This is a genomic window from Micromonospora acroterricola (assembly GCF_003172955.1).
GTDB classification, from domain to species: Bacteria; Actinomycetota; Actinomycetes; order Mycobacteriales; family Micromonosporaceae; genus Micromonospora; species Micromonospora acroterricola.
Genome location: NZ_QGKR01000172.1, coordinates 23333 through 38854, shown reverse-complemented (window position 1 = coordinate 38854; position 15522 = coordinate 23333). Strand labels below are relative to the sequence as shown.

Annotated in this window: 15 protein-coding genes; 6 read left to right on the top strand and 9 right to left on the bottom strand. The window is 73.0% G+C overall.

Annotated elements, in window-relative coordinates:
• The first annotated feature begins 22 nt into the window (after positions 1 to 22).
• A complete protein-coding gene (locus DKT68_RS11035) occupies positions 23 to 3055 on the top strand; it encodes a BTAD domain-containing putative transcriptional regulator (RefSeq protein WP_109817346.1) in 3033 nt (1010 codons plus the stop codon).
• 8 nt (positions 3056 to 3063) lie between these two features.
• Here DKT68_RS11035 and DKT68_RS11030 read toward each other — a convergent pair whose 3' ends face one another.
• Together DKT68_RS11030 and DKT68_RS11025 are read right to left on the bottom strand one after the other, a co-directional pair.
• Positions 3064 to 3618: a dihydrofolate reductase family protein gene (locus DKT68_RS11030; RefSeq protein ID WP_109817317.1), complete on the bottom strand. Its 555-nt coding sequence runs from the start codon at positions 3616 to 3618 to the stop codon at positions 3064 to 3066.
• 109 nt (positions 3619 to 3727) lie between these two features.
• Positions 3728 to 4270, bottom strand: coding sequence for a hypothetical protein (locus tag DKT68_RS11025; RefSeq protein WP_109817316.1), 543 nt, complete (start codon positions 4268 to 4270; stop codon positions 3728 to 3730).
• Positions 4271 to 4395: 125 nt separating this feature from the next.
• On the opposite strand from DKT68_RS11025, the gene DKT68_RS11020 reads away from it, so the two are divergent.
• Positions 4396 to 5112, top strand: coding sequence for a GNAT family N-acetyltransferase (locus DKT68_RS11020; RefSeq protein WP_109817315.1), 717 nt, complete (start codon positions 4396 to 4398; stop codon positions 5110 to 5112).
• Positions 5113 to 5338: 226 nt separating this feature from the next.
• Positions 5339 to 6130: an NPCBM/NEW2 domain-containing protein gene (locus DKT68_RS11015; RefSeq protein WP_146218338.1), complete on the top strand. Its 792-nt coding sequence runs from the start codon at positions 5339 to 5341 to the stop codon at positions 6128 to 6130.
• Positions 6131 to 6214: 84 nt separating this feature from the next.
• Here DKT68_RS11015 and DKT68_RS11010 read toward each other — a convergent pair whose 3' ends face one another.
• The 4 genes from DKT68_RS11010 to DKT68_RS10995 form a co-directional block, all read right to left on the bottom strand.
• Positions 6215 to 7567 carry a cellulase family glycosylhydrolase gene (locus DKT68_RS11010; protein ID WP_109817313.1) on the bottom strand — a complete coding sequence of 451 codons (1353 nt, stop codon included), beginning with the start codon at positions 7565 to 7567 and terminating at the stop codon, positions 6215 to 6217.
• Between the two features lie 121 nt (positions 7568 to 7688).
• Positions 7689 to 8555, bottom strand: a complete 867-nt coding sequence (locus DKT68_RS11005) for a hypothetical protein (RefSeq protein ID WP_146218337.1) — start codon at positions 8553 to 8555, stop codon at positions 7689 to 7691.
• A gap of 136 nt (positions 8556 to 8691) precedes the next feature.
• Positions 8692 to 9294, bottom strand: coding sequence for a dihydrofolate reductase family protein (locus DKT68_RS11000; protein ID WP_109817311.1), 603 nt, complete (start codon positions 9292 to 9294; stop codon positions 8692 to 8694).
• Between the two features lie 147 nt (positions 9295 to 9441).
• On the bottom strand, positions 9442 to 9663 hold the full coding sequence (locus tag DKT68_RS10995) for an SGNH/GDSL hydrolase family protein (protein ID WP_236646832.1): 222 nt from the start codon (positions 9661 to 9663) through the stop codon (positions 9442 to 9444).
• 62 nt (positions 9664 to 9725) lie between these two features.
• Between DKT68_RS10995 and DKT68_RS10990 the strand changes: the two genes are divergently transcribed.
• Complete coding sequence (locus tag DKT68_RS10990; protein WP_109817310.1) at positions 9726 to 10703, top strand: aldo/keto reductase; 978 nt, start codon at positions 9726 to 9728, stop codon at positions 10701 to 10703.
• A gap of 42 nt (positions 10704 to 10745) precedes the next feature.
• Here the strand turns inward: DKT68_RS10990 and DKT68_RS10985 are convergent, their stop codons facing one another.
• The 3 genes from DKT68_RS10985 to DKT68_RS10975 all read right to left on the bottom strand — a co-directional run bounded on the left by DKT68_RS10985 (position 10746) and on the right by DKT68_RS10975 (position 13366).
• A complete protein-coding gene (locus DKT68_RS10985; protein WP_109817309.1) occupies positions 10746 to 11489 on the bottom strand; it encodes a YqjF family protein in 744 nt (247 codons plus the stop codon).
• A 19-nt stretch (positions 11490 to 11508) separates the two neighbouring features.
• Entirely contained in the window at positions 11509 to 11820 is a 312-nt protein-coding gene (locus DKT68_RS31410; RefSeq protein WP_236646837.1) for a DNA glycosylase AlkZ-like family protein, read from the bottom strand.
• Positions 11821 to 12232: 412 nt separating this feature from the next.
• Complete coding sequence (locus DKT68_RS10975; RefSeq protein ID WP_109817345.1) at positions 12233 to 13366, bottom strand: epoxide hydrolase family protein; 1134 nt, start codon at positions 13364 to 13366, stop codon at positions 12233 to 12235.
• A gap of 63 nt (positions 13367 to 13429) precedes the next feature.
• Here DKT68_RS10975 and DKT68_RS10970 point away from each other — a divergent pair, with 63 nt between their 5' ends.
• The gene (locus DKT68_RS10970) at positions 13430 to 14392 is read left to right on the top strand and encodes a helix-turn-helix transcriptional regulator (RefSeq protein ID WP_109817308.1); all 963 of its coding nucleotides are present in this window, start codon (positions 13430 to 13432) and stop codon (positions 14390 to 14392) included.
• Between the two features lie 115 nt (positions 14393 to 14507).
• Entirely contained in the window at positions 14508 to 15452 is a 945-nt protein-coding gene (locus tag DKT68_RS10965) for an RNA polymerase sigma factor (RefSeq protein ID WP_109817307.1), read from the top strand.
• Positions 15453 to 15522: the final 70 nt, after the last annotated feature.

The window sequence follows — 15522 nt, the reverse complement described above, 5'->3', positions numbered from 1 at the left end:
TTACGGCTCTAGGATGACGGCCGTGCAGTTCGGGGTACTCGGGCCGCTCGCCGTCACCACGGACGTCGGCGAGCCGGTGGTGGTGCCCGGCACCAAGGTACGGGCCCTGCTGGCCGACCTGCTGACCAACCGCAACCGGGTGGTCTCCGCGGACCGCCTCATCGACGACCTGTGGGGCGACGACGCGCCTGCCAACCCCGCCGGCGCCCTCCAGGTGCGGGTGTCCCAGTTGCGCAGGGCGCTCAACGACGCCGAGCCGGGCGCCCGCGATCTGGTCGAGTCGCGGCCGCCCGGGTACCTGCTGCGGGCCGGCGCGGTCGACGCCGACCGGTTCGCCGAGCTGGCCCGCAGCACCGACGTCGAGCGGCTGACCGAGGCCCTCGGGTTGTGGCGTGGCGACGCGTACGCCGACGCGGCCGACGCGGAGTTCGTCCGCGCCGAGGCGACCCGGCTCACCGAGCAGCGCCTCACCGTGCAGGAGCGGCTGGCGGAGGCCCGGCTGGCGCGGGGTGAGCACGACCTGGTCGCCGCCGACCTGGCGGAGCTGGTCGCCCGGCACCCGCTGCGCGAGAGCCTGCGGGCGGTGCAGCTTCGCGCGCTGTACGCGGCCGGCCGCCAGTCCGAGGCGCTCGACAGCTACGCCGAGCTGCGCGACCGGCTCGCCGACGAGCTGGGCCTCGACCCGGGGCCGGAGCTGGTGGCCCTGCACCGCCGGATCCTCGAACAGGACGCGGGCCTGAGCGCGCCGCCGAAAGCCGCGATCATCCGCAACAGCCTGCCGGCCCAGCTCGACGAGCTGGTCGGGCGGGCCGAGGCGCTGACCGAGCTGCGCGCCCTGCTGCCACGGCAGCGGCTGGTCACGCTCGTCGGGCCGGGCGGCGTCGGCAAGACCCGGCTGGCCACCGAGGCGGCCCGCGCGCAGTCCCTTCCCGACGGTGTCCACCTGGTCGAGCTGGCCCCGCTGCCGGCCGGCGACCCGCGCGTCGCCGAACAGGTGCTCGGCGTCCTGGACGCCCGCGAGACCGCCGGCGCGAGCCTGTCCGCCGCCGACCGGGTCGTCGCCGCGCTGCGGCACCGGCACCTGCTGCTCGTGCTGGACAACTGCGAGCACGTGATCGAGCCGGTCGCCGAGCTGGTGGCCCGGCTGCTGCGGGCCGCGCCCGGGGTGAGCGTGCTGGCGACCAGCCGGGAGGCGCTCGGCCTGACCGGGGAACTGCTCTGGGAGGTACCCCCGCTGTCCCTGCCGGAGGACGACGACCTGGACGCGGTCCGGCGCTCGGCGGCGGCCCGGCTGTTCGCCGCCCGCGCCTCCGCGCAGCAGCGCGCTTTCCGCCTCGACGGCCGGACCGCGCCCGCGGTGGCCCAGCTCTGCCGCCGCCTCGACGGCCTGCCGCTGGCGCTGGAGCTGGCCGCGACCCGGGTGCGCGCGCTGGGCCTGCGGGGCGTGGTGGACCGGCTGGACGACCGGTTTCGGCTACTCACCACCCAGCAGCGCGACGTGCCGCCGCGGCAGCGGACGCTGACCGCGGTCATCGGCTGGAGCTGGGACCTGCTCGACGAGGCCGACCAGGCGGTGCTCGCCCGGCTGGCGGTGTTCAGCGACGGGTGCACCCCGGACGCCGCCGAGCGGGTCTGCCGGACCGACCTGGACGCGCTGGCCCGGCTGGTGGACCGGTCGCTGGTGGTGCTGGACGACTCCGGCGTGGTCCCGCGCTACCGCCTGCTCGAATCGGTCGCCGCGTTCTGCCTGGACCGCCTGACCGACGCCGACGAGGTACGCGCGCGGCACGCCGCGTACTACACCGAGCTGGCCGAACGCGCCGACCCGCGGCTGCGCGGCCCGGACCAGCAGCGGTGGTTGGCGCTGCTCGACGCGGAGACGGCGAACCTGCGGTCGGCGCTGGTCCACGGTGGCGGGCTGCGGCTGGCCGTCGCGCTGAGCTGGTACTGGTACCTGCGCGGCCGGCTCACCGAGGCACGGCGGGCGCTGGCGGTGCCCGGCGACCCGGCGCAGGAGTCGCGCGCGGCGGCCTGGCGGGTCGGCTTCACGCTGTTGCAGGGCGACCCGGTCGCGGCGGCCGACATCCGCGCCGCCGTGGCCGACGCGCCCGACGGCCGGGCCGCCTGGTTCGCGGCGAACGCCGTGATCGACCACAGCGACCTGGCCCTGGCGGCGGAGCTGCTGCCCACCACCTTCGCCGACCCGTGGACCGAGGCCGCCGTGCTCACCTCGCGAGCCTGGATCGCCCATGCCACGGCCGACCAGGCCACGCTGGAGTGCGCCGCGAACCGCAGCGCCGCGCTGTTCGCCGCCGTCGGCGACCGGTGGGGCCGGCTCCAGGCGACCGAGTGGATGGGTGGGCTGGCTGACATGCGCGGCGACCACGAGCGGGCCGCCGCCCTGCACCGGGAGGGGCTGCGCTGGGCCGAGGAGCTGGCGCTGTGGCCGCAGGTCGGCAGCAAGCTGTCGTGGCTGGCCTGGCTCGCGGTGCAGACCCGCGACTACGCGCAGGGGCGGGAGCTGGCCGAACGCGCGTACCAGCTGGCGGTGGAGCAGGGCTCGCCCGGCGCGATCGTCTTCGCGGAGATGAGCCTCGGGATGGCCGCCCGCCGCGACGGCAAGCTCGACGTGGCCGTCACCCACCTCACCCGCCTCGCCGAGCAGGGGCGCGGCGAGACCCAGCCGGCGCTGTACCTGCCGATGGTGCTGGTCGAGCTGGGCTACGCGCTCGAGCGGGGCGGCGACCCGGATGCCGCTCTGGCGCTGCACGTCGAGGCGTTCGAGGCCGCCGAGGCGATGGCGCTGCCACGCGACGCGCTCAACCCCCTGGAGGGCATGGCCTCGGCGGTACGCTCGCCGGAGGTCGCCGCCCGGCTGCTGGGCGCGGCGGCCGCCGCCCGGCTGGCCGCACAGGCTCCCGCCGCTCCCGCCGAGCGCGACGATACCGACCGGGTGGCCGAACGGGTCCTGGCCGCCCTGGGGCGGGAACGCTTCGACGCGCTGGTCGCCGAGGGCGCGAAGCTGAGCCCGGGCGAGGCCCGGGCCCAGCTCTGACCAGTGGTTCAGGCGGCCGTCCTCGGCCGGTACGAGGCGATGATGACGCCGCTCTTGTGTACCCGGGTGCCGATCAGATCGAACGACGTCTGGACGTCCGCCAGCGGCGTGGTGAGGCTGTCGCCGCCCTGCAGCACGGGGTGGATCCAGAACCGGACCTCGTCCACCAGGCCGGCCCGGACCAGTTGCGCGGTGACCGAGCCGTAGCCGTACTGGATGATGTTCCGGCCCTCCTGGGCCTTGAGCCTGGTGACCGCCTCGACCAGGTCGCCCTGGAGCACCTCCGTGTTGTTCCAGGTCGGGTTGGTGAGGGTGGTCGAGGCGACGTACTTCCTGACGTTGTTGAAGTACGCGGCGCCGGTGCTCGGGTCGCTCTCGTCCATGCTCGGCCAGGCGACGGACATGCCGTCGTAGGTGGCCCGGCCCATCAGCATCGCGTCCGCTCCGTCGGTCTGCTCGCCGGCGAAGCTGGCGGCCTCCTCGTCGAAGTACGGCGAGGTCCACATGGGGTTCTCGATGACGCCGTCGAGGGTGATGTAGGTCGAGTTGATGAGCTTGCGCATCGGGGATCTCCTGGCTGTCGGTCGTGCTCTCCGGTGACACCCAGAACTCTGCCGACTCCCGCTTACGATTCGCTTCAGGTGCCCTTGGCGGCGTCCGTAACCGGGGCGCTCAGGCCGGCGGCTCCGGGTCGGGCAGCGGAATCGGCAGCGCCTCGGTGGCCGCCGTGCCGCTTCCGACGGAGTGCGCCGGGGCGGGGCGGTCGCCGGTGCGGCTGTGCAGCCGCCCGCGCCCCGCCGGCCCGGCCCGGCGGGTCACCTCGCAGGTCACCATCCGCACCGGCGGTGGCGGCACGGTGAAACGGCCGACGCCCCAGCGCACCCAGATCGGGATGCGACCCGCGTCCGCCTCGGCCCGGAGCTTCTGCACCGTCCGGGCGCGGTCGGTGTGGTCGACCTCCACCACCACCGGCGGGCCGTCGGGGCGGGCGCACGCCACGTCGAGGACCGAGTGCCGCTGCTCCAGCGGCGGCGGCAACGGCAGGACACTGGGCGCCCGCCGGTAGACCCGCCAGCCCCGGGCCTCCGCCCACCGCACCACCGACTCGATCACCCGGGCGGTCACCTCGTCGGTGTCGAGGTCGACGAAGGTCAGGTCATCCAGCCAACGACCCAGGTCGGCGGCCAGCCGCTCGCCCTCCGCCGTGACCTCCACCGGCGCAGGATAACGCCTCGACCGGGGGTGGCCACGTGCCGGGACAGCCCGACAGGGTCTGGTCACGCTGGCACCTCCCGGGCAGAATCGAGCGGCATGATCGAGGCGATTGTCGAGGGTGCGGCATGAGGGACCTGACCGGGGCCCTCCGGATCGTGCCCGCCAACGAGGCGTCGTGGGACGACCTCCAGGACGTCCTCGGCACGGCCGACGCGGGCCGCTGTCAGTGCCAGTGGTTCAAGCTCGCCGGCTGGTTGTGGCGAGCCTCCACGCAGGAGGAACGGGTCGCGAGGTTCCGGGAACAGACCGGCTGCGGCGAGCCGGACGCCCCGACCACCAGCGGACTGGTCGCGTACCTCGATGACCAGCCGGTGGGCTGGGTCGCGGTCGAGCCGCGGACGGCGTACCCGAAACTGCGCAACCAACGGGTCCCCTGGATCGGCCGCGACGAGGACAAGGACGACGGTGCCGTCTGGGCGGTGACCTGCCTGGTGGTGCGCAAGGGCTACCGCGGCCGCGGTCTCACCTATCCCCTCGCCCGCGCCGCGATCGACTTCGCTCGGGAGCGCGGCGCGCGGTCGCTGGAGGCGTACCCGATGCTCGCCGAGGCCGGCAAGCAGATCCCCTGGGGCGAGGCGCACGTCGGGGTCCGGCAGATCTTCGAGGACGCGGGATTCAGTGAGGTCAGCCACCCCACGCTGCGGCGGGTGGTCATGCGGATCGACTTCGCCGACGAGGCACCTCGTCTGCCGGACGATCGACACGAGATCAGGGAGATTGGGCCGTCCCGCCGGCCTGGACACCCCGACATCAGTGATCCCGCTTCGATCATGGTGGAGTAGCGAGGTTCGGCGGCGGGCCGTGCGGGCCCAGCCGAACCGGCAGGACGATCAACCGGGTCACTTTCCGGGTTACCGCTAAGACGCACGCCGCTTGCAGTGAGGCCTCCCGCTGGCAGCCGACCGGGCAGCCGAGCATCCCCGACGAGTCCGATCACGGGACCGATCGGTGGGTGACGCGGATTCTTACCGAGACGAGACTGATCAGGCGAACCTCCCATCGCCGTCAATGGCTGCGCCGGTGTCGCTTGAACGACGTCTCCGTGCCGACGTTGCGGAAAGGCATGCAGTGTTCCGCTATTTCGAGTGGCTGAAGGATCATCACAAGGTCGCAGTAGGCTCCCTCGTGGTCGCAGCAGTCGGCGCGCTGGTCACGATACTTGCCCTCGGGAGGGACGTGACCGGCCTCGAGTTTTCCAGGAATGACGAGCCACGTTCGGTGATGTCGCCTGCCTCGGATCCGCCGGGCGTCGTCCTCCCCACGCCGACACCAATTCCGAGCTACATGCCGGAAACGCCGTCCGAGACTCCGTCGAAGACCCCTTCCACCGCGCCCGAAACACCGACCAACCCCCCCGAGACCAGTTCGGAGCCGTCTCCGGGGGTGCGTTACCTCGACGAACTCGACGCAGACGATCGAAACGGCGGCTACGTACGCGAGCCGGTGAACATGGCGGGCAAGCGGTACCTGCGGAGCGTCCAACTCAGCTGCAACAGCACCCGGACCTACTTCGTGTACCCGGTGGCGGGAATGAAGACTCTCGACCTCTGGCTGGGCATCGACGATCAGACGACCGGCGCCTCCGGTCGCGTCGCCGACCTCACCTTCTATTCGGATGCCGGTCGACAGATTGGCAGCACGAAGACGGCAAAGCTCGGTCCTGCCGCGAAGGTGCAGATCCCACTCGACGAAGTTACCCAACTGACAATCCGATGTGTCGGGAGGGAGCTCAAGTCGGGCGACCAGGAAAATGTCGCGCACGTGGCATTCGGAGACGCGATTCTCTCCGCTCAGCCGTAGCGACAACTCACCGCCGCGCAGGCTCGGGCCCAGATCCGTTCGGAGCTGGGCCCGAGTGTCGTCACGAGCTGCGACGTGTCCGGGTCACCTCATGTTGGCGACCACGAACGGCGCGTGGCCGTGCAGGTAGTTGTTCCATCCGCCGGTGACCGGCGCGCCGGGGCTGAGCAGGTTGGTGGTGTCGGTGCCGACGTCGAGCTTCCAGGCGGTCCAGGAGATGCCGTTCGCCTTCATCCAGTCGACCCAGGCCTGCGCCTCGGGCAGGCAGGCCCGGCCGTCGAGGCCGCCGTCGGCGTTGCTCGCACCCCACTCGGTGACGAACAGCGCCAGGCCCGCCCGGATCGCCGTGTCGCCCTTCGCGCGCAGCGACGCGCCGTGGGTGCACGAGTAGAAGTGCAGCGTGTACATCAGGTTGGTGCCGGCGACCGGGCTGGCCGCCGCCGCGTCCACGTCCTGCGACCACGTCGGGGTGCCGAGCACGACGATGTTGTCCGGGTCGGCGGCACGGATCGCGGACACCACCGCCTGGTGGTACGGCTTGATGACGCCCGTCCAGCTCACCTGGAGCGGTTCGTTCCAGGGCTCCCAGATCACGTTGGGCAGGTTGCCGTAGCGTCGCGCCAGGTCGCCGAAGAACGCCACCGCCTCGGCCTGGTTGTGCTGCGCCTCGTGCGCGTGCCAGTCCACGATCACGTACACGCCGGCGGTGACCGCGTTGTTGATGATGGTCTCCACCTGCGTACGCGCCTTGACCGGGTCACTCAGGTACGCGCCGGCCGGCTCCACACCCATCGCCGCGCGGATCACCTGGAGGTTCCAGTTGTCGCGCATCCAGGTGAGCGCGGAGAGGTTCTCGGCGTAGGGGGCGGTCTCCCAGTTGAGCCACATGCTGCTGATGCCGCGCAGCTGCACCCGCGCGCCGTTCCTGTCACACATCGCGGTGCCGCAGACCCGCAGTTGCCCGTACCACTCGACGGGCGTGCCGGAGGCCGGCGGCGGGTTGGTCGGGGTGGGCGTCGGAGTGGTGGGTGTGGGCGTGGGAGGCGGCCCGCCGGTGCAGGACGTGCCGTTGACCGTGCAGTTCGCCGGCGTGCCGGAGCCGGCGACGAGGAAGCCGAACGACGTCGAGGCGCCGGCGGCGAGGGTCCCGTTCCAGGACAGGTTGGTGAAGGTGTAGCGGCTGCCGGAGGTCGCCTGCTGCGCGTTCCACGACTGGCTGACGCTCGACCCGGACGGCAGGTCGAACTCGACCCGCCAGCTGGTGATCTGTGCGGTGGTGTTGTTGGTGACGGTGACCTGGCCCTGATAGCCGCTTCCCCAGTTGTTGGTCACGGAGAAGACGGCTGTCGCCGCGCTGGCCGGCGTGGCGGCGACGGCCACCGCACCGGCGAGCAGGCCGGCGACGGCCAGGGACGTGACAAGTCTCAGTGTGCGCATGCGGAACCCGCTTCGGTCGATCGACAGTGATGGCCTGAGGCGGGGCGGCGCCTTCGCGCACAATATCGATGGCCGCCTATCGCTGGCAAGGCCGGGGCGCGGATTCCCGCTGGTCGGGAGGTCAGCGCCGCCGCCACCCCCAGCGACGCGAGCCGGTCTGGCCACCCGTCGCCGCTCGCTCCCGGGCCACCATCTCGGCCGCCACGCGCAGGTTCAGTGCGGGCTGGGCGCCGGCCGGCCCCAGCAGCTTCACCAGTCGGTTGCCGAGCTCCAGCACCATCCCGGCCCGGTCGAAGTCCCGGATCAGCGCCAGGCACTGCGCGTACACCCCGTAGGTGTTGGCCATCTCCCACAGGCTCAGCGGTTGCAGCGGGTCGAGCAGCCCCTGGCGCAGCTCGCAGGCCCGGGAGCCGGCCAGCGCCGCTTGCTGCGCGGTGTCGTTCGCGGCGGGTCGCGTGACGGCCCGGTGCAGCAACGCGGCGGCCTGGTTGTGATAGGCCGTGCCCATCGCCTCCCGGGTCCGGCGCCCGGCGGACGGCGGAGACGGGACGGTGAGCAGCCCCACGGCCACGGCCCGTTCCACCAGCTCCAGCCGGGTGGCGGGCTGACCGGCGGCGAACGCGACCTCCGCCAGGTCCACCAGCGCGGTGATCAACTCTGCGAGCGCCTCGTCCCGGCCCGGACCGGTCACGTCGCCGCCCTCGGCCGCCACCGCGTCGTGCACCCGCTCGAAGATGGCCACCGCCTCACCGCCGGGCGCCATCCCCTCGGCGGCCCTGCCGCGCGCGGAGAGCAGCATGCTGCGCCGCCACAGCGCCCGGGCCAACTGCTGCTGGTCCCGGCGGTTCGCCCGGCCGGATCCCCGCGCGGCGTCCCGGTAGGCGTCGATCACCCGCACCCACAGCCGGTCCGCCTCGGCCCAGGTCTTTCGCTGCGTCGAGTGCTCCCGTGCCCGCTCGAACAACCGTTCCCGCTCGTCAGGTCCCATCTTCCGCACCGCCCTCCGCGCCAGCCACCCGACACCACCGACAACAACAGCAGCGAACATCATCGATTCTATGGCGGTGGGCGCGGAGCCGGCGGCGGCCCGGGGCCGGCGAGCCGGGGCCGGCCCCGTGATGTGGTCAGGCCGCGGCGCGTACGCGGTAGGCCAGGTGGGTGACCCCGTCGCCCTCGACGACGCTTATCGGCCCGTCCAGCTGGAGCGGCGCGATCTTCAGGTCGGCGAAGAGCGGGATGCCGTCTCCGAGCAGGACCGGAACGAGGTCGACGTGCACCTCGTCGAGCAGACCGGCCTGGATCACCTGGGCAGCGATCGTGCCGCCGTTGACGCCGACCTCCTTGTCGCCGGCCAGCGCCTTCGCCCGGTCGATGGCGCGCTCGATACCGTCGGTGACGAACACGAACGAGTCGTTCTCCGGTTCCCAACCGTCCGGCACGCGGTGCGTGACCACCACGACGGGCACATCCATCGGATGCCGGCCGCCCCACCCGTTGGTCATGTCGAAGAGCCGCCGGCCGACGACCAGCGCGCCGGTCCGCTCGTTGAGGTCGCGCAGGTGCCGGGCACTCGCGGCGGAGGTGCGCAGGGTCATCCCGGGATCCGCCGTCGGCGTCTCGACGTCGCCGTTGGCGTACCACTGGAAGAGGTACTCGAAGCCACCGTGGGACGCGTCCGCGATGTAGCCATCCAACGACATCGTCGCCCCGGTCGTCACCTTCGTCATCGATCCGCTCCCTTGGTTTCTGTCACCCCGTCGGTGGAACCGGTATGCCCGGCCCTCACCCCATGGTCGAAGCCGGCAGCACCGTCCTCGACGCATCCGCCAAACATTTTTTCCGCGAGCACCGGCAGGCGATCAGCCTTTGCCGACTCAGCGGATGTGCGCGGCGACGGCGGCAGCGGCAGCGGCCGCCCCGGCGTCGTTGAGGTGCAGGTGGTCCCGGTGGTCGTACGCGGGACGCAGGGCGTCCGGGTCGGCCGGATCGGCGAGGATCCGGTCGAGGTCGACGACGGCGTCGTACTCGCCGCCGGTCCGGATCCAGCGGTTCAGCTCGTCCCGGACCGCCTCCTTCTCCGGCGTGTCATAGCCCATCGGCCTCGGGTGAGCCCGGGGCCATGAGCTGCCACGCGCTCGCCGGACGTAGCGTGGGGCGCATGCGAACCACCACGCTGGGCAGTGCGGGTCCCGAGGTCGGCGTCATCGGTCTCGGGTGCATGGGCATGAGCCACGGATACGACATCACCGGCCCCCGCGACGACGACACCTCGATCTCCGTCATTCATGAGGCGCTCGACCTGGGGGCCACTCTGATCGACACGTCGGACGTGTACGGGCCGTACACCAACGAGGAGCTGGTCGGCCGGGCGCTGGCCGGCGACCACCGGGAGCGGGCCGTCCTGGCGACCAAGGTCGGGCTGGTGGTCACCTCTCCGACCGGCGGCCCCGGCAACTCGCCGACCATCGGCAACAACGGCCGCCCGGAGCACATCCGCGCCGCGATCGACGACAGCCTGCGGCGGCTCGGCACCGACCACGTCGACCTCTACCAGTTGCACCGGGTCGACCCGGAGGTGCCCATCGAGGAGTCCTGGGGCGCGATGGCGGAGGTCGTGGCGGCGGGCAAGGCGCGGCAGCTCGGTCTGTCCGAGGTGACGGTGGCCCAGATCGCGCGGGCCCAGGCGGTGCACCCGGTGGCGTCGGTGCAGTCGGAGTTGTCCCTGTGGACCCGTGACCCGCTGGCCGAGGTGCTGCCGTACTGCGCCGAGCAGGGCATCGCCTTCCTGCCGTTCTCCCCGCTGGGCCGAGGTTTCCTCGCCGGCCGGTTCACCTCGTTCGACGATCTGCCCACCGACGACTTCCGGCGTGGCCTGCCGCGATTCCAGCAGGACGCGCTGCGCGCCAACCTCGCCATCGTCGGCCGGGTCCGCGAGATCGCCGACCGGGCCGGCGTCAGCCCCGCTCAGGTCGCGCTGGCCTGGGTGGTCGCCCAGGGCCGCTACGTCGTCCCCATCCCCGGCACCAAGACCCCCCGGTACCTGGTGGACAACTGCGCGGCGGGCGACGTGCGGCTCGACGCCGAGGACCTGGCCGACCTCGACGCCCTGCCCGCGCCGCAGGGCGGCCGCTACTGACGCCGACGCGCCGTCAGCGCCCGGCCCGGCGAGACCGGTCGGTCAGCCGGGCCGGCGCAGGGCGACCGGCGGGCCGAACCGGACCGCGACGCCGGGCGAGTACAGCACGCTGACCGGCGGTCCGGTCGGCGCCGGCAGCCCCGCGGCGGCGACCAGTTCGTCGTCCAGGTGCAGCAGCTCGGCACGGTGCAGAGGCCAGCGCGGGTGCCAGTTCGGCAGGTGCAGGGTCCGCCCGTACGCGCGGGTGTGCAGCCCCCAGCGGGCAGTGACGAAGTGCTCCAGCGGGGTCGGGTCGCGGATCCGCTCCCCCACCCGCACCACCATCCGGCTCGTCGTGCCGGCCGGACCCGGCCACCGACGCCGGCACCGGTAGGTGAGCCGGTCGCCGTCGCGGTCCAACCGCATCGACGACCAGAGGTACGGCAGCCGCAGCGTCGCACGGGCGACCAGCACCGGCACCAGCCGGGACGCGTCGAGCGACCGGAACACCACCGCGCGCCGGCCGGTCTCGTCGACCGAGTAGAGCCGGACGTTGGTCTCCCAGAACGTGCCGAAGTACGGCACCCCCGGGCCACGGCCGAGGCCCAGCCCGACCATCCGGAAGCCGATCAACCCGACGTGACTGACCCCGTCGAGGGTGTCCGGGCGGGTCCCGGCGGGCAGCAGCGGCGCGACGAGGTCCGGTGCGACGGGCCAGTGCAGGAAGGTGAGATCCTGCCAGCGCTGCCGCAGCGTCGCCCACGGGAACGCCTGCTGGGGCGCGGAGTCGACCGGCTCGATGTCCACGCCCCCATCCTGCCCCGGCTCAGGCGTGCGGGCCGACCTCCACCGGGCCGACGGTCAGAGAGGGCTTCCCCTCCAGCACCTGACCGACCCGCTCGACCTGCTCCTCCAACGCCCGCCGCCGGCCGGCGCCGAGCGTCCGCAACGGCTCGACCGTCACGTGCACCGTGCGGCCGGAGCGCCGGTGGTGCCACACCCCGGCTACCGTCCCGTCGACCAGCAGCACCGGGTAGTTGCCGGCCTGTCCACGGGCCAGCGCCCGGTCGGCGGCCGCCCCCGGGAAGAGCAGCTCACGAGGGTGACAGCCGACGGCGTACGCGTCGAAGTAGGGCAGCAGGCGGACCCCCGACGGCCGGTCGTCCGGGAAGTCGGTGTCTGCTCGGTCTGCGCCGGGGTCAGGAGGTCACGGCCCTGCTCGTACGGCGGGACCGGCATCGCGGACAGCGCACCGGTCCACATCGGCAGGTCGGCGGCGGCGAGCAGGTGCACGGTCCCGCGCGGCCCGCGGCTCTTGACCAGGGTCCGGTCCGTCCACAGCGCCTGGCGCACCAGCGCACGGGTGGCGCCCGGGACCCGGAGCCCGACCGACAGTTCGGCGGCGGAGGCGACCTGGGCGTGCGCGCCGCACATGGTGGACACCACGGCAGGGACCGTGTCGGCCCCCGGCTCCGGTCCCGTCGCGGCCGACGCGGAGAGCCGGTGCCGGTCCAGGCGCCGGGCGCACACCTGGGCCCACCTCAGGCGGGTCACCGTAGGCCGCCGAAGAAGGCGCGGATGTCCGCCGCGTGCGCCAGCGGCTCGTCCATCGCGACGAAGTGGCTGCCCGGGTTGCCCTCGGGCCAGTGGACGATCGTGTTGTGCTGCTCGGCGAGGCGCCGCATCAGCGCGGACCCGCCGCCGTACACGCCGGACGGCACCCGCCGCTGCCCCTTCGGCCAGGCGAACCCGCCGTCGTCGGCGACCGTGAGGCGCTCGTACATGGGCCACGAGGACGATCCCGAGGTGCCGGTGAACCAGTAGAGGCTCACGTTGGTGAGCAGCTGGTCCCGGTCGATGGCCTGCTCCGGCGTCGGCACCGTCATGGTGAACTCCTTGAACTTCTGCATCATCCAGGCCAGCAGCCCGACGGGCGAGTCGTTCCAGGCGTACGAGAAGGTCATCGGCGCGGCCCGCAGCAGTGCGTGATGGTCCACGCCGCCACTCATCCACTGCCGCATCTGCTCCCACTCGGCACGTTCCGCCTCGGTCATGCCCGGTACGTCTGCCGCGGTCGGAAAGCCGAACCCTCCGTCGATGTGCACCCCGACCACCTGCTCCGGCGCCACGGTCGCCACCGCCGGCGCGATGTACGCACCGAGGTCTCCGCCCTGGGTGCCGTACCGGTGGTAGCCGAGGCGGCGCATCAGCTCGGCCCACATCCGGGCGACCCGGTCGATCGTGAACCCGGCCGGCGGCGCCTGCGAGAAGCCGTAGCCGGGCACCGACGGCACCACCACGTGGAACGCGTGCGCGGGGTCCCCGCCGTGGGCGCGCGGGTCGGTCAGTGGGCCGATCAGCTCCGTGAACTCGACCATCGAGTTCGGCCAGCCGTGCGTCAGCAGCAACGGCAGCGCGTCCGGCTCCGGTGAGCGGACGTGCAGCACGTGCACGTCGAGCCCGTCGATCCGCGTGACGACCTGGGGGAACTCGTTCAGCCGCGCCTCGTGCTTCCGCCAGTCGTAACCGGTCGCCCAGTGCTCGGCCAGGTCGCGCAGGTAGTCCACCGGCACCCCGCGGCTCCAGTCGGCGCCGGGCAACGAGCGGGGCCACCGGGTCCGGGAGAGCCGGTCGCGCAGGTCGTCGAGCTCCGATTGCGGAATGGCGATGCGGAATGGCGTCATGCCGGCCACGCTACGACCCATGTAGGTCAGCATCTGGCACACATCGCTGGCATTCTGGGAGCCATGTCCGACACTCCCGCCCGGCTGCTGGGCCTGCTGTCGCTGCTGCAGACGCCGCGCGAGTGGCCGGGCAGCGAGCTGGCCAGCCGGCTCGGCGTCAGCCTGCGCACCGTCCGCCGCGACGTGGAACGGCTGCGCGACCTCGGCTATCCGGTGCGGGCGACGATGGGCTCGATCGGCGGGTACCGCCTCGTCGCCGGCAAGGCGATGCCGCCGCTGCTGCTGGACGACGAGGAGGCGGTGGCGATCGCCGTCGGCCTGCGTACCGCCGCCGGTCATGCGGTGGCCGGGATCGAGGAGGCCTCGGTACGCGCGCTGGCCAAGCTCGAACAGGTGCTGCCGTCCCGGCTGCGTCACCGGGTCGGCGCGCTGGGCGCCGCCACCGAACCACTGCTCACCTGGGGCCGGCCGACCGTCGATCCCGAGCACCTGACCGCGCTGGCCGCCGCCGTCACCAACCGGGAGCACCTGCGGTTCACCTACCGGCGGCGCGACGGCGTGGACGGTGAGCGGCTGGTCGAGCCGTACAAGCTGGTGTCGGCGGGCCGCCGCTGGTATCTGGTGGGCTACGACAACGACCGCGCCGACTGGCGCATCTTCCGGGTGGACCGGATCAGCGACCAGCGATCCACCGGGACCCGTGTCGCACCCCGTCCGCTGCCGGCCCGCGACGCCGCGGCGTTCGTGACGGAGAAACTGCTCGAACTGACGCCGACCTACCGGGCCGTGGTGACCCTGCACGCGCCGGTCGAGCGCATGGCCGGCCCCCTCGGCGGGGCCTCGGTCGACCTGGAGCCGATCGATGCGCGCTCCTGCCGGCTGCGCAGTCACGCCGACACCCTGGAGTGGCTGGCGTGGCGCCTGCTGACTCTCGGCTGCGAGTTCGAGGTGCACGAGCCGCCGGAGCTGGTCGCGTACCTCCGGGAGATCGGCGCCCGGGCCACGCGGGCGGCCGGGACCCTGTAGGCCGGCCCGGGGCGCTGGCGCCCGTCCGCCGTAGGCTGGTGGGGACGGTGCCGGAGGCTGAACCGGTCGGAACGTCACAGACCGGACGAGCCGCGGCCTTCGGGGGGAAACAAGCGTGGCGCATGGTGACGCGGAGCTGGTCCTGCTCGCGCAGGCGGGAGACGCGGCGGCGCTCGGTGTGCTGCTGGCCCGGCACGAGGCCGAGATGCGGGCGGTCGCGCTGAGCCTGCTCGGCTACGGTCCGGACGCGGAGGACGCGGTGCAGGACGCGATGGTGGTGGCGTTGCGCCGCATCGGCGACCTCCGCGACCCGACCGCCGTCGGCCCCTGGCTGCGGGCCATCGTCCGCAACAACAGCCGGATGACGCTGCGCGGGCCCCGGCCCGTCCCGGTCGCCGACCCGGAGTGGTTCGCCGCGCCCGCCGCCACCCCCACCCCGGAGGAGGCACTGGACCGGGGCGCGCTGCGCGACTGGGTCTGGCACGCCATCGGGGAGTTGTCCGAGCCCGACCGGCTGGTCACGCTGCTGCGCTACTTCAGCGACGCCTCGTCGTACGAGCAGATCGCGGCCGTGTGCGGCGTGCCGGTCGGCACCGTCCGCAGCCGGCTCAGCCATGCCCGCCGCGTGCTCGCCGGCGGCCTGCGGGCCTCGGCGAGCGCGGCACACGGCGACCTCACGGCATCCAGCGACGCCCGGTGGCGCGAGGGCCGCGACATGATCGCCACCGCGATGCGGGGCGACTTCGACCGGGTGGTGCGCGAGAGCTGGTGGCCGGACGCCGAGATGCTCGCCCCGGGTGGCCTGCGCGGCGGCACCGACCTGGCCGTCCAGGGCATGACGAAGGACCTCACCGACGGGGTACGGCAGCGGCTGCGCAACGTCGTGGCCAGCGGGGACGTGCTGATCTGGGAGACCGACCTGATCAGCCCGCCCGACGACCCGGAGCACTGCCCGCCCGGGGCGCTGTGGATGCAACTGCTGCGCGAGGGACGCGTGCGTCACCTGACGCTCTTCCATCCCACCCCGGCGCGGGACGACCGCCAGCCGGCCGGAGTCTGAAAAACCTTCCCCACCGAGCGAACTTTCCTCTCGACCCACGCATCTGGTCCGCGTCAGTCACCAGTTGCCG

Bases quoted from the DNA above. Each gene is read 5' to 3' on its own strand.
- DKT68_RS11000 (WP_109817311.1), bottom strand. From the start codon at position 9,294: ATGACGAAGGTGACGACCGGGGCGACGATGTCGTTGGATGGCTACATC.
- DKT68_RS10995 (WP_236646832.1), bottom strand. From the start codon at position 9,663: ATGGGCTATGACACGCCGGAGAAGGAGGCGGTCCGGGACGAGCTGAAC.
- DKT68_RS10990 (WP_109817310.1), top strand. From the start codon at position 9,726: ATGCGAACCACCACGCTGGGCAGTGCGGGTCCCGAGGTCGGCGTCATC.
- DKT68_RS11020 (WP_109817315.1), top strand. From the start codon at position 4,396: ATGAGGGACCTGACCGGGGCCCTCCGGATCGTGCCCGCCAACGAGGCG.
- DKT68_RS10970 (WP_109817308.1), top strand. From the start codon at position 13,430: ATGTCCGACACTCCCGCCCGGCTGCTGGGCCTGCTGTCGCTGCTGCAG.
- DKT68_RS11015 (WP_146218338.1), top strand. From the start codon at position 5,339: ATGGCTGCGCCGGTGTCGCTTGAACGACGTCTCCGTGCCGACGTTGCG.
- DKT68_RS11010 (WP_109817313.1), bottom strand. From the start codon at position 7,567: ATGCGCACACTGAGACTTGTCACGTCCCTGGCCGTCGCCGGCCTGCTC.
- DKT68_RS11030 (WP_109817317.1), bottom strand. From the start codon at position 3,618: ATGCGCAAGCTCATCAACTCGACCTACATCACCCTCGACGGCGTCATC.
- DKT68_RS10975 (WP_109817345.1), bottom strand. From the start codon at position 13,366: ATGACGCCATTCCGCATCGCCATTCCGCAATCGGAGCTCGACGACCTG.
- DKT68_RS11005 (WP_146218337.1), bottom strand. From the start codon at position 8,555: ATGGGACCTGACGAGCGGGAACGGTTGTTCGAGCGGGCACGGGAGCAC.